Here is a 12,731-nt window from a genome sequence, read left to right as displayed (position 1 = left end):
TTCGGCGGCCCGGGGGCCGCCGAATCGCTCAGGTCTGCAGGGGGGCGGATTGTCTCGGGGCATAGCTGGGTTCGTGCTTCTTCAGCAGGGCGATGACGCGGTAGGTGATCGGCATGACGACGACCTCGCACAGCGTCTTCCACAGGAAGCCGATGACCACGTAGTTCACGAACTGCTGCCAGGTGTCGATGCCGATGGCGGCGGCCGCGATGGAGCAGAAGATGAGGGTGTCGGCGAATTCGCCGACGATGGTGGAGCCGATCAGCCTGGCCCACAGATATTTTTCCTTGGTCCGTTCCTTGATGAGCACCAGTGTTACGGAATTGAGCAGCTGACCGACGAAATATCCGGCGAGACCGGCGATCACGAGTCGCGGGGTGGTGCCGATGACGGTGCGGAACGCGTCCTGGTTGTCGTAGAAACTTGCCGCGGGCAAGCGGATGGCGATGGCGAAGCAGACCACGGTCAGTAACAGGCTCGCGAACCCGTAGTAGACGGCGCGGCGGGTGGCGCGGAAGCCGTAGACCTCGCTGAGTACGTCGCCGAGGATGTAGGCCAAGGGGAAAAGGAAGAACGCGCCGTCGGTCGCGATCGGCAGAATCTGCAGCGGCCCGAGCGACACCGACTTGTCGCCCAGGAATTCCACGCCCTTGGTGGCGCAGATATTGGAGATGATGAGGGTAGCGGTGAACAGTGCGACGATGGGTGGGTAGTAACCCCGCGCGACCTGGGCGAATGCCGCGTGGTCGGCGGGGTGTCCAGACCCTTCGTGTTCTTCGGTCTTGATCGAATCACTCACGGGTTTCATCAAACCAGGTTCTACGGCGACCGTGTCCGGTCCAGGGGTCGGCTTCGACTGTGCTACGCGAGGTCGTCGACCATTAGTCTGTAGCCATGACGAATCCCGGCGATTCCGACGAGTGGTGGAAGCAGTACGGCGGCGAAGGCGTGTCGCCGGAGTCCGGCGCCCAGAGTTCGGTCCCGCAGTACCCGACCTCCGAACCGTCCGGGTACCCCTCGGCTCCGCAGTATCCGCAGCAGCCACCGTCGCAGCCGTATCAGCAACCTCAATATCCGCAGCAGCCGCCGTCGCAGCCGCAGTATCCGCAGCAGCCCTACCAGCAGTCGCCCGCGCAGCCGTATCCGCAGCAGCCGAATTACAGCTATCCGCCCGGATACCAGCCCTACGGCGGACCGGTCGCCGCGGGCACCAACGGTTTGGCGATCGGCGCGCTCGTCGCCTCGCTGGTCGGGCTGTGCACCTGCAGTATCGGATCGATCGTCGGCATCATCCTCGGCGTCATCGCGCTCAATCAGCTGAAGGAACGTCCCCAGGACGGTCGCGGTTTGGCGCTGTCCGGTATCTGGGTCGGCGTCGGCGGCATCGTCGTGTGGTCCATCTACTTCGTGCTCATGCTGATCGGCAATTCCGTCTAACGCTCCGGCGGACATAGAAAAGGGGCGTCCCTGGGGGCGCCCCTTTTTCGTTGTCGTTCGCGGGTGCGGTACTAGACCTTGACGACCTGGGTGCCGCCGGCGAACTTGTCGTGCCAGCCCTGCTTGTTCGGGTCCTGGGAGATGGTGATGATGATGTAGATCGCCAGGCCCAGGCTGACCAGCCAGCCCACGCACGGGATGAGGTTGGCCGCGAGGAAGAGGTTGCGCTTGAGCGATACCTCGGGGGAGATCTTCTCCGCACCGCCCGGCGCCACCACCTTGAGGCCGAGGATCTTCTTGCCGAGCGACGCGTTCTGGCTGGTTTCCAAGGCCACGAAGTAGCCGACCACCACGATGGTCCAGACCAGGCCGAGCACGGCGCTCAGCGCGAACGAGTCGCTGAAGATGAAGTACAGGACCATGTACGGGATGTACAGGATCAGACCGTCGATAACGCGCGCGCCGATACGGACGCCGAGGTCGGCCGGGACGCCGTAGCCGCCGCCCGGTGCGCCGTAGCCCTGCTGGCCGTAGCCCTGCTGCTGGTACGGGTCCTGCCCGTACTGCTGCTGCGGCTGGCCGTACTGCGGCTGCCCGTACTGGTCTTTGCCCAGGTTGGGCTGCTGCTGACCGTACGGATCCTGGCCGTACTGCGGGGGCTGCTGGCCGTATTGCGGAGGCTGCTGCCCATACTGCGGGGGCTGCTGGCCGTACTGCGGTTGGCCCTGCGGATACTGCTGCCCGCCTTGCGGGTACGGCTCGCCATACGGCTGCCCGCCCTGCGGATTCTGGTTGGGGTCGTAGCCACCGCTCGTCATAGTGTTTAGTCCTCGTTGTGATCAGTAGATCAGTAGATCGGTCGACTGCGTACGTTACGGACATCCGTCGGGTTGCAACAACCCATTCTCATCGAAGGTCCATGGCTTCCGTGGTAGGTCGGCGGGATCGAATTGTTCCAATAGCCGTGCCGGTGTGCGAGCGCTATAGCCGAGTGAGCACGCCAGCGCGCTGACCACGTCTTCGGTGCTCTCACCCAGGGCGATCCGGTCCGCGAGCGTGACCGAACCGTCCCTTTTGGCCAATCTCTGCCCGGCCCGGTTGAGTACCAGCGGAACATGGGCGTAGCGCGGCGCGGGCAGCCCGAGCAGGGCGGCCAGGTATGCCTGGCGCGGTGTCGACGGCAACAGATCGTCTCCGCGTACCACCTGGTCGATGTGCTGGTCGGCGTCGTCGACGACCACCGCCAGGTTGTAGGCGGGCATACCGTCGCCGCGACGGAGCACCACATCGTCGACCAGGCCCCGATAGCGTCCGTGTAATTCGTCGACGATCTCGTAATCGGCGATATCCGCGCGAAGTCGCAACGCGGCGGGCCTGCCTTCGGCGCGCAGCCGGGCCCGATCGGCCGCTGTCAGCACGCGACAGGTTCCCGGGTACGCGCCCATCGGTCCGTGCGGCGCGGACGCGGCCTGCTGTATTTCCCTACGGGTGCAGAAACATTCGTAGGTGCGGCCCTCGGCGGTGAGCCGCTCGATCGCGGACGCGTACAACTCGAGGCGTTCGCTCTGCCGCACCACCGGTCCGTCCCATTCCACTCCGATCGCGGCGAGATCGGCGAGCTGGCGCTGTTCGGCGCCGGGACGAACCCGATCGAGATCATCCACCCGCATCAGGAAACGCCGACCGGTGGATCGGGCGAACAGCCAGGCCAGCAAGGCGGTACGGAGATTGCCCAGATGCAGATCACCGGAGGGGCTCGGGGCGTATCGGCCCGCGCCGACGGCGTGCGTATCTACCGCGCGAGTGTCAGCCATGGGCCGCGTCGGTATCGTAACGGGCGGGCACCGTTGCCATGGTAGTGGGAATTCTCAGGTGCACAGGCGAGGCTTCAACTCCTCGGGCGCGATCGGGGTTCCCGCGTCCAATGCGGCCAGCAGCGTGTTCGCGTGGGCGATCAGTCCGCTTCGGTCGACTCCATACATGCCTTCGGCATTCGAATCCTCTCCGCTATCACCTGGCTCGTAGCCGCCGAGGCGGGCCACCGCCCGGGCGAGAAGGGTCTGCGCACCCTTCTGGTTGCCCCTTTGGATGTGCGTCAGACCAACCGCGTATTGCGCCAAACCCTGCCACAGCATCCTTTCGGCGAACGGTCTGTTCTTCCAGGCGGCCTCTAATACCTCGTGTGCGTTGAATGCCAAACCGTCGTCCAGCAGTTGCTGGGCGAAAGTAAGGGTTTGCTGGGGCGGCAGATTCAGGTCGTCCGGAATTCGGGGAATGCCGACACTACCGGGTGGTAGCGGACGCCCGAATCGATCGCGAGGACGGGGGTTACGGGCGCGACCTGCCTCGTCGCGGGGACGTTCCACCATGTCTCCATGATCCACGCTTCGCGGCGGTCGTGTCGCGGAGGCGGCGCTTCGATGGATCGATCGACGGATCACGGACCAATTACGCTGGTACAAAACTTAGTCATACGAGATCGCCCGGATTGAATGACAGTGCCTGGCAATGTTTCCGCAACCTCGCGCCTTCGCAACATTGGCAAAAATGGCGGTCGAATAAGCAGGAGATCGGCAAACTATGAGCGGAGCTGCTAGTGTTTACCGCGCGGGGACAGCCCCGGGGGTGTATTCACCTCGAACTACAGTGCGATACGACGCACCGTGAAAGTAGCGCGCTATCACTAGGCGCACCACGGGGATTCGGCGCTCCTCGCTGGATTCCGGTGCTAGTTAGAACGATGTCCAAAGAATTCTCGTTCTCGACGCAGCAAAGGAGCTAGTGCCGTGGAGGTTGATTTGACGGGTGCTGTGTGGCGCAAGAGCACACACAGTGGCCCCGATGGGAACTGTGTGGAAGTGGCGGTTCTCGGCAACGGCAATGTAGCGGTCCGTGACACCAAAGATAATGGAAGTGGCCCGGTGTTGGCGTTCACTCCGGGCGAATGGGACGCATTCCTAACGGGGGTCTCGGTCGGGGAGTTCGGGAATTCCTGAGTCCCCGGCCGCCGGAACGGTAAGCATGGGCCCCGGGTCGGCACAGGCTCGGGGTCTTCGCGTGCGCGAATACGCTGCGCCGCACCTTCATTCAATCGCGAGTGGCTACTGTCGGCCGACGTCGTCGTCCGCCGCCCGCTCCTGACGCCCGCGCATCGGCGCGCGTTTTCGCTCTTTCGTGAGACAACTCTCGGACTCCTCGTCCGGATTCGGGCCGGGAAACCGGCGGCACTTCGCGTGCGCGGACTCTCCTGGGTCCCCGCCGTGCCGGTACTCGATGCAGTAGCTCCGGGCGCCGCTGATACGCCGAGCCGCCGCCGAGGTCGATATGGTCGGACGGTGAGCGTGCGAATATCGATAGCGGGTGTCGCGGCGGTGAAGAACGGCATCGCGCGGTCCGGCATCGGCGCGGTGTCCAGGTGAGCAGGGTCGCCGCACAGGACGCGACGATGTTCTGGCTGTCGCGGCGCACCCGCAACGACCTGTTCCTGCTCTACAGTTTCGCCGATCACGGCACGCCGACTACGGCGTTGCGCGCGCTCGTCGAGGCCCGCAGCGCCCGGACAGCCGATCTGCGGGTGCGGTTGCGCGAGGTCCCAGGCGATCTCGACTATCCCTCCTGGGTACCGTGCGATTTCCGCGACGACCAGTTCGTCGAACACCGATTGCCGCGGCCGGATTGGCCGCATCTGCTCGACGCGGTGGGCGCGTTACTCGACACCGGGGTGCGGGCGGCGGAACGACCGTGGCGGGTGCACGTATACCGCGGAGTGGAAGGCGCACCCTTGCGGTCGGCCGAATCCGAACTCGCGACGGTGGTACTGCTGCAGATGTCACACGCGCTCGCGGACGGGCGGCGAGCATCGGCGCTCGCGCGTGCGCTGTTCGCGCAGGACGTAGACACCGAACTCGCTGCCACGGACTCGGCCGCCGTGCCGGACGTGCGGCAAGCTTCTGCGGTTGCGCTCGCTCCAGCCGCGCGCGTGGCCGGGCTGCTGCGAGGGATTTCCGAGAGCGCGCCCGCGGACGCGCTATTCGGACTGATTCGGATACCGGTGCGCATGGCGCAGACGGTGACGCGTGGTGTGCGCGCCTTTCGGGCCCAGCGTGAGCTGGCCGAGCTCACCGCCACCGGTCTGGTACCCGCACCACCACCCGGGTTCGCGCCGAGCCTGCTGAACAGATCAGCCGCCGAGGGTATTTCGAATCACGCGGTTCGGTTGATCGTGACCGAGGGGAGCGATCTGCGCGTCCGCGGCCGGACCATCACCGTGCTTGCCTTGACCGCGATATCGGTCGCGCTGGCCGAATATCTCACCGCCCGAGGCGAATCGGTGGATCGGCTCGGCGCGCAGGTTCCGATGGCCGTACCCGCGGGCGATCACGTACGCAACAACTACCGCGGTCTAGGCGTCGATCTGCATGTGGAAGAACCGGACCTGTCGCTGCGCGCCGACCACATTGCCGAAGACCTGGCCGAACGCCGTATTCGCGCGGGCCATCCGCTACTCGGGGCGCAGGAGCGCGTGACGGCGATAACCCCGGCGATGCTGCTGCGGCGCGATATCGATGGCTATCCGCTCGACACCCCCGAATCCATCGCGGGCCACACCGTCGTCTCGAGCGTGCACCGTGGCCCGGCCGACCTGTCCTTCGGCGGCGCCGTGCGGTTCAGCGGCGGATTTCCCGCGATCGGCTCGGTGATGCACCTGACCCACGGAATACACGGACTCGGCGACACGGTGACGATCTCGGTACACGCCGACCGCGCGGTTGTTCCCGATATCGATACCTACACCGATCTGCTGCGTCGCGCGCTGAACCGGGTTTCGCGGATCGAACCGCGTTGACCCGCGATCTCGGCGACGGATTCAGGAGAATGCGGCGAGAAGGCGAGAGTCCAAGTCGCGCAGGTACTCTCGCCCGAACGGGCCGTTCTCCAGCTCGTCGGTGAGGATCGCGGGGAGATCCTGCTCGATTTCGGTGGTGCGTGACCCGGCGGCCAGCGCGATGGTGGCGACGGTATCCACATCGCCGGTCCAGGCCACGGCGGAATGCAATGCCTGGCTGAGACTGGTACTGGTCGAAAGCGTGGTGAGCGCGGCGCGCACGCTCATCCAGCCCTTCGAGCCCACCTTCCCGTGCCACGGTCGCGCCCATGCCGCCCCGAGTCGCCCGCCGACCCATCCGGGCAATTCCGCGATAGGGCCGAGTTCGTGGTGGCAATAGTGCACCGCGAGAGCCGCGGCTCGAGCGGCGGCGATCCCGTCCGGGGTGTCGTGGGTGATCCGCGCCTGTTCGCGCGCGTGGTGCAGGACGTCGTCGACGGTCGGCAACAGTCCGATCGGCCCCGCCCGCATCGCCGCGCCGCTCTTGTCGCTGGCCGGTTCGATGCGGGCAAGGAAATCCTCGCCGGTGTGCACCGTGTCGAGGAATTGCTGGAAGCGCTGAGCGTATCCGTCGCGTGGATCCCGGCGGTAGGCCCGAACGAAATATTCGGCCAGCTGCTCCCGGCTCCATGATTCCCCCGAGACGAGCAGTTCCGCGATGGCCAGTGTCATCTGGGTGTCGTCGGTGTAGGCGCCGGGCCGGATCCCGAGATGCGTCGGGTGCTGGACATATCCCGCCAGGGTGTTGCGCTCGGCGATGAAAGCCGGGTCCGCGTATTCGAATCCGGCCCCGTACGCATCGCCGATCGCCAACTCGACCAGCATGTCGCCCCCCGTTCTCCCTCGGGAGCCGACGCCCCGACCCCCGCCAGCATGCCATTCGCGTGGCCGCCGCGGCGAGGGGATTTCGCGCCGGAACTGCCATCGCGTACCGGTTTTTCGCCTGTGACCTGCGCGCGAACCTCGCGGCCCGGCCGTGCCGGATCAACGACAAGCTCCCGTACTTGGCTTATGGCAACCGAGCCCTCTACTGTGATTTTCATTCACAACGGCGTTGGACAACAAGGAGTTTCCGGTATGGGTGTTCGGGTTATGGCCGCTGGTTTCGCAGCGTTGGCCGCTACTGCGATGACGGTGCTCGCGGGGGGTGTAGCCGTCGCTCAGCAGGATGAGGCGCAGTTGCGCGCGCAGGTGGAAGCAGCCTGCGCGGCCATCGGCGGCACCTACCCGCAGAACTACTTCCAGGTGCCCGGCCAGTTCGCGGGCAAGGCAGGCTGCCTGATGCCCGATGGCCGCTACGTCCAGGTCGACCTCCCCGACGGCACCGAATGCACCAAGGACGCTGGCTTCGGTCTGTGGGTGCGCGGCGTCGTGGCCAATGGAGAGTGCGTGGACCCGGCCTGATATTCGGCCGTAGGCGAAGGGCCCCGATCAGTTCACGCTGATCGGGGCCCTTTTCGTGGGCTGACGACTCTCAGGTGTCGTGTGGGCACGCACGGCCGGAGGCGACGCGCTATTGCATTAGGCAGGTAAATGCCTGCATAATTGTCGGGTGAGTGGCGAGGCGACAGAGATGGACTCGGTTTTCAAGGCGCTGGCCGATCCGACTCGGCGGCTGCTGCTCGACCGGCTGCGCGAGCACAACGGGCAGACCCTGCGTGAGTTGTGCGCGAGCGTGGATATGGCGCGGCAATCGGTGACGCAACATCTCGACATCCTCGTGCGGGCCGATCTCGTCACTGTCGTGCGACGCGGGCGGGAACGGCTGCACTACCTCAATCCGGTCCCGATCCACGACATCGAACAACGTTGGATCGCGGTTTTCGACAGGCCCCGCCTGCGAATGATCAGCGCCATCAAGAATCATGCAGAGGAGTACGCCATGACCGGCACATCCGTCCCGACCTACATCTACGTCACCTACATCCAGGCGAGTGCGGAACAGGTGTGGCGAGCCCTGACCGACGCCGACCTCACGGCGCAGTACTGGGGGCACGCCAACGTGTCGGACTGGCAGCCGGGTTCGGACTGGGAGCACCGGCGCGTCGACGGGTCGGGCGAGATCGATGTCTTCGGCAGGGTGCTCGAGGCCGAGGCTCCGACGCGTTTGGTCATCACCTTCGACGATGTCCCCGACGCCGAATCGTCACGAGAGCCTTCGGTGGTCACCTTTCTCATCGAACCGCACCAAGATATCGTCCGGCTCACCGTCACTCACGAGAAACTTCCCAATCCTGAAATGCTCGAGGGGATTTCGCAGGGCTGGCCCGCGGTGCTGGCCAACCTCAAGTCGCTGCTCGAGACCGGGCGGGTTCTCCCGCAGGCGCCGTGGGAGATGACAGGTTCGCACACCTGACACCACCGCCGCCTGCCGACCACGGAGAAACGGACATGCTGAACATCACCGCGCTGCGCGACGCCCATCGCGCGTTACTCGACGCCGCCGCCACGGTGGCGGACTCCGGCGACGCCCCGCCGCCCGGGGAATGGAACGCCGATCAGATCCTGGCCGCCGCCATGGTCGCCGCGGGATACCGAACCCGACACCCTGGTCCCGAGTCGACTGCTGTCCGGGAGCTCGCTCCTGCTCGACCAGCCCATTTCGCTGCGGGACATCATCACCGGCCTGACCGAAGTGGAACTGCCTGGTCATACGAAACAACTGTTGGCGCTGCGGCCGGAAGGCTAGCGACTGGATGATCACGGGCCTATCCAGTTGAATGAGATCCCTCGGCGCGCTGTCGACGACAATCAGCCGGACAGGCGCTGCGGCTGGCGACCGCCTCCGATGACCTACCAGCGGCGGTGGGCGATCGCGAGCGATGTGCTGGGAAGCTCGAGATGCCAGGCGGCGCAACCGATACGAAAGAAGGCCAGGTCAGAGATGTGACATCTCTGACCTGGCCTTCTTCATGGCGGAGGATAGGGGATTTGAACCCCTGAGGGCGTTAACCCAACCCGCGTTCCAGGCGAGCGCCATAGGCCACTAGGCGAATCCTCCGTGGAGCAGCATAGCGGCTACACCCCTCGACATGCCAAACCGGGGTTGGTCGCCGCCGTCGCCGCAGGTGGCCCGCATGCCGTCATTTGCGGAGTCGGTCGAGGACTCGTCTGGCTTGCGCTTCGCAGGCGGCGGCGACGCCGGACCGGTTGATGCTGGTTTTGGCGTAGACCGTGATCTCGATCTGGACGGAGACGTTGCTGTCCTTCACGCCGACGGTGTACTCGAGTTTGTTGAAGCTGGTGGAGTCGCTCTCGCGGGCGGCGTAGTAGGCCTGCTCGCCGAGGCCGGGGATCGCGCCGGAGCTACGGCCGGTGCCGGAGGTGCCGGTGTCGCTGTTCTTCCAGGTGTCGTATGAGGTGTTGCCGCTGTATTTGTAGGCGAAGTCGGCGTCCATGGTGAGGGTGGCCTCGATGATGCCGGTGCCGTCGTTCTTGGCGCGACAGTTGAGCGATCCGCCGCCGATTCCCTCGCTGGGTTTGCGCTCGGTGTGTGTACTCGGCTGCGCGGTGGGAGCCCAGTTGTCCAGGATGGTGGTGTCGACCAAGTCGCACGAATTGGTCACGTTGTCCATGGCGTAGTCGCCCTGGGATTTGTCATCGCCGACGTCGGCGACGTCTTCGACGGTCGCGGCGATCGCGAAGAGGCCGACGGTGACGGCCACGATCAGGACCAGGACGACCGCACCCGCGATGATCCACGGCGTCTTGCTTCGGGTGGGCGGCCGGTTCGGGAACCGTCCGTAGGGTCCGGCAGAGTGCCCCGGCGGCGACCCGTACGCGGGCGGCTGCGGTGCGGCATACGGCGGCGTCGGAGGCTGTGGCGCGGCGAAGGGCTGCGACGCGGCGAAGGGCTGCGGCGGTGGCGTATGCGCGCCGGGGAAGCCGCCGAACTGCGCGGGCGACCCGATCATCGTCGGGTCGGTACGGGATCGATCGTGGCCCGTGCTCGGCTGTTCCCACCAGCGCGCGGCCGGATCGGCTTGCGGGACGCCGTGGTCCGGTAGTTCCTGTCCATCGACCGGTCGTTTGTTGTCGGTCATCAGGAATCGGCCTTGGATACCCCGTCGTGCACGGCGGGAAGGAAAAGGTGTGCGTGTCGTTTGTGTTGCACGGCATTATCTTTCGTTAGGATCGAACGTATGGGCGAAGTGGTGCGCTACACCTACAGGTTGCGGCCTGGACGCATCGCTGAAGCTGCTTTGCTGGCCGAGTGGGGCCGGTGTCGATGGCTGTGGAACGAAGCCGTCCACCAGCAGAGGTCCGGCCGGAAACCGACGTTGGCGAAGCTCGGGAACTGTTGACCGAAGCGCGGTCGCGGATGCCGTGGCTGGCTGAGGGTTCCCAGGTTGCCCAGCAGCAGATGTTGCGGGAGTACTCCCGATCGCTGGAGCACTCGTTCACGGTGAAGGGGCGCGGTCGTCCGGTTTTCGCGAGAGCCAAGCGACTCGAACTGCACGAACGTGGTTTCGCGTGTTCTTTCTGTGGTTTCACCGATTCGAGGGACCGCAACGCCGCCAAGACGATCTTGGTTGTGGCAGAACGGGGCCACACCAGTGTTGATGACATGAGACAAGCAGGTCACCTCCTCCGGGTGGATGGTCAGGTTGCTGTCTGAGCTGGAAATCCCCCTGCCTTCGGCAGGGGGGAACCGTTAAGCCACGATTCCCCTCGTTCGATCGGGACTGCCCCACCGATTCCGGGACTGATCGTAGCCAGCGCGGACACGATGGGCACGCCCCCGATCCACGCGGGTGATCGATGACCCGCTACACTTGCCGACGGATCCCGCGCGGCGCGCATCCTGTGAACTCCCCCAGGGCCGGAAGGCAGCAAGGGTCAACGGGCTCTGCCGGGTGCGCGGGGTCCCCTTATCAAGAGGCGCTCGGCCGATTCCGTCCCCGTGAAGTCAGGTCCGGGCGGATCGGATCGCGGGTCCGCCATAATGCCCCCCACTTCGGAGCAACAGCCGGGTAACGTGAACAGCGGTCCGCCGACGGTCGTCTCCGGCCACGGCCAGGACGTCGATACACCCCCTTCGCTGCTTCGAAAGGCCTTTCAGGATGCCCCGGCAAACGCAAATCGGTTTGATGAGCCACGAGGAGCTCGTGTCCGAACACGAGATCCAGACCGCGAATTACGCGACGCTCAAGACCGAGAAGCTCACGCTGGACCTGACGAGGGGAAAACCCTCGCCCGAGCAACTCGACCTATCCGCGGAGTTGTTATCGCTGCCCGGCGCGGGCGATTATCGCGACGGCTCCGGCGTCGACTGCCGCAACTACGGTGGGCAGCACGGTCTCCCGGAGTTGCGCGCGATCTTCGGTGAGCTGCTCGGCATTCCGGTGGAGAATCTGATCGCCGGCAACAATGCCAGCCTTCAGTTGATGCACGACGTCATCACCTACGCGATGCTGTACGGCACCAACGATTCCGAGCGACGCTGGGTTGCCGAGCCCACGATCAAATGGCTGTGCCCGAGCCCGGGTTACGACCGGCATTTCGCCATCACCGAGGCGCTCGGTTTCGAGATGATTCCGATCCCGCTGCGCAACGACGGACCCGATACCCACGCCATCGCCGAGTTGGTGGCCGCGGACCCACAGATCAAGGGTCTGTGGGCGGTGCCGAACTATTCCAACCCGACCGGCACCGTCTACACCGAAGGCGTTGTCCGTGAACTGGTTTCGATGCCGACCGCGGCGCCGGACTTCCGGTTGTTCTGGGACAACGCCTACGCGGTGCATCCGCTGACCGATACCGCCGCGCCGGTCATCGACGTTCTCGGGCTGGCCGCCGCGGCCGGAAATCCGAACCGCCCCATCGTTTTCGCGTCCACCTCGAAAATCACCTTCGCCGGTTCCGGCGTCAGCTTCCTCGGCGCTTCGAGCGCCGATCTGGACTGGTACCTGGGGCACGCGGCCAAGAGCAGTATCGGCCCGGACAAGATCAATCAGCTGCGGCACCTGCGTTTCTTCGGTGACGCCGAAGGCGTGCGGTCGCATATGCAGAAGCATCGCGCGATTCTGGAACCCAAATTCGCGCTGGTACTGAAGATTCTGGAGGATCGACTCGGCGCGTCGAAGGTGGCGTCCTGGACCGAGCCCAAGGGCGGCTATTTCATCAGCCTCGATGTGCTGGAGGGCACCGCGGCCAGGGTGATCGCCTTGGCCAAGGATGCCGGTATCGCGCTCACCGCGGCCGGTTCGGCCTTCCCCTACCGGAATGACCCGGACGACAAGAATATTCGCATCGCGCCGAGCTTCCCGAAGCTCCCGGAGCTGGAGAAGGCGATGGACGGTCTCGCCACCTGCGTGCTGCTCGCCGCGACCGAGAAAGCACTGGCCGAATAGACGAGAAAGCGGCGGGGGCCCGGGGCGGAGGTGGGGGGCGGGTGGGTGGGGCCCCC

At 65.4% G+C, this 12,731-nt stretch carries 13 protein-coding genes, 1 tRNA gene and 1 other RNA gene; 8 read left to right on the top strand and 7 right to left on the bottom strand.

Features of this window, described 5'->3' with window-relative positions:
• Positions 1 to 28 precede the first annotated feature (28 nt).
• Positions 29 to 808 (bottom strand): queuosine precursor transporter, encoded by a 780-nt coding sequence (locus tag ABZS43_RS31165; RefSeq protein ID WP_355039566.1) that lies wholly within the window; start codon positions 806 to 808, stop codon positions 29 to 31.
• Between the two features lie 86 nt (positions 809 to 894).
• Here ABZS43_RS31165 and ABZS43_RS31160 point away from each other — a divergent pair, with 86 nt between their 5' ends.
• The gene (locus ABZS43_RS31160) at positions 895 to 1,437 is read left to right on the top strand and encodes a DUF4190 domain-containing protein (RefSeq protein ID WP_355039565.1); all 543 of its coding nucleotides are present in this window, start codon (positions 895 to 897) and stop codon (positions 1,435 to 1,437) included.
• A gap of 71 nt (positions 1,438 to 1,508) precedes the next feature.
• Here the strand turns inward: ABZS43_RS31160 and ABZS43_RS31155 are convergent, their stop codons facing one another.
• The 3 genes from ABZS43_RS31155 to ABZS43_RS31145 are packed head-to-tail and all read right to left on the bottom strand — an operon-like array spanning position 1,509 to position 3,806.
• Entirely contained in the window at positions 1,509 to 2,255 is a 747-nt protein-coding gene (locus ABZS43_RS31155; protein WP_355039564.1) for an RDD family protein, read from the bottom strand.
• A gap of 54 nt (positions 2,256 to 2,309) precedes the next feature.
• Positions 2,310 to 3,251 (bottom strand): tRNA glutamyl-Q(34) synthetase GluQRS, encoded by a 942-nt coding sequence (gluQRS, locus tag ABZS43_RS31150; protein ID WP_355039563.1) that lies wholly within the window; start codon positions 3,249 to 3,251, stop codon positions 2,310 to 2,312.
• A gap of 54 nt (positions 3,252 to 3,305) precedes the next feature.
• Positions 3,306 to 3,806, bottom strand: a complete 501-nt coding sequence (locus tag ABZS43_RS31145; protein WP_355039562.1) for a DUF309 domain-containing protein — start codon at positions 3,804 to 3,806, stop codon at positions 3,306 to 3,308.
• Positions 3,807 to 4,223: 417 nt separating this feature from the next.
• On the opposite strand from ABZS43_RS31145, the gene ABZS43_RS31140 reads away from it, so the two are divergent.
• Positions 4,224 to 4,433: a DUF397 domain-containing protein gene (locus ABZS43_RS31140; protein ID WP_355039561.1), complete on the top strand. Its 210-nt coding sequence runs from the start codon at positions 4,224 to 4,226 to the stop codon at positions 4,431 to 4,433.
• 419 nt (positions 4,434 to 4,852) lie between these two features.
• Positions 4,853 to 6,283, top strand: a complete 1,431-nt coding sequence (locus tag ABZS43_RS31135; RefSeq protein ID WP_355039560.1) for a wax ester/triacylglycerol synthase domain-containing protein — start codon at positions 4,853 to 4,855, stop codon at positions 6,281 to 6,283.
• A gap of 21 nt (positions 6,284 to 6,304) precedes the next feature.
• Here the strand turns inward: ABZS43_RS31135 and ABZS43_RS31130 are convergent, their stop codons facing one another.
• Positions 6,305 to 7,147 carry an ADP-ribosylglycohydrolase family protein gene (locus ABZS43_RS31130; protein WP_355039559.1) on the bottom strand — a complete coding sequence of 281 codons (843 nt, stop codon included), beginning with the start codon at positions 7,145 to 7,147 and terminating at the stop codon, positions 6,305 to 6,307.
• A gap of 252 nt (positions 7,148 to 7,399) precedes the next feature.
• On the opposite strand from ABZS43_RS31130, the gene ABZS43_RS31125 reads away from it, so the two are divergent.
• Both ABZS43_RS31125 and ABZS43_RS31120 read left to right on the top strand, forming a co-directional pair.
• Positions 7,400 to 7,726, top strand: a complete 327-nt coding sequence (locus tag ABZS43_RS31125) for a hypothetical protein (RefSeq protein WP_355039558.1) — start codon at positions 7,400 to 7,402, stop codon at positions 7,724 to 7,726.
• A gap of 169 nt (positions 7,727 to 7,895) precedes the next feature.
• Positions 7,896 to 8,678, top strand: a complete 783-nt coding sequence (locus ABZS43_RS31120) for a metalloregulator ArsR/SmtB family transcription factor (protein ID WP_355039557.1) — start codon at positions 7,896 to 7,898, stop codon at positions 8,676 to 8,678.
• A 557-nt stretch (positions 8,679 to 9,235) separates the two neighbouring features.
• Here the strand turns inward: ABZS43_RS31120 and ABZS43_RS31115 are convergent.
• Together ABZS43_RS31115 and ABZS43_RS31110 are read right to left on the bottom strand one after the other, a co-directional pair.
• Positions 9,236 to 9,323: transfer RNA gene (locus tag ABZS43_RS31115), tRNA-Ser, on the bottom strand.
• 82 nt (positions 9,324 to 9,405) lie between these two features.
• Positions 9,406 to 10,365, bottom strand: a complete 960-nt coding sequence (locus ABZS43_RS31110; protein WP_355039556.1) for a hypothetical protein — start codon at positions 10,363 to 10,365, stop codon at positions 9,406 to 9,408.
• A 179-nt stretch (positions 10,366 to 10,544) separates the two neighbouring features.
• On the opposite strand from ABZS43_RS31110, the gene ABZS43_RS31105 reads away from it, so the two are divergent.
• The 3 genes from ABZS43_RS31105 (at position 10,545) to ABZS43_RS31095 (ending at position 12,675) form a co-directional block, all read left to right on the top strand.
• Entirely contained in the window at positions 10,545 to 10,940 is a 396-nt protein-coding gene (locus ABZS43_RS31105; RefSeq protein WP_355039555.1) for a hypothetical protein, read from the top strand.
• 162 nt (positions 10,941 to 11,102) lie between these two features.
• Positions 11,103 to 11,197, top strand: an RNA gene (gene ffs / locus ABZS43_RS31100) — signal recognition particle sRNA small type.
• Between the two features lie 188 nt (positions 11,198 to 11,385).
• Positions 11,386 to 12,675 (top strand): aminotransferase class I/II-fold pyridoxal phosphate-dependent enzyme, encoded by a 1,290-nt coding sequence (locus tag ABZS43_RS31095; protein WP_355039554.1) that lies wholly within the window; start codon positions 11,386 to 11,388, stop codon positions 12,673 to 12,675.
• Positions 12,676 to 12,731: the final 56 nt, after the last annotated feature.

This window comes from Nocardia sp. NPDC005366, assembly GCF_040606855.1.
Classification (GTDB): domain Bacteria; phylum Actinomycetota; class Actinomycetes; order Mycobacteriales; family Mycobacteriaceae; genus Nocardia.
The sequence above is the reverse complement of the archived record's forward strand: the minus strand, read 5'-3'. Positions and strand labels throughout refer to the sequence as shown.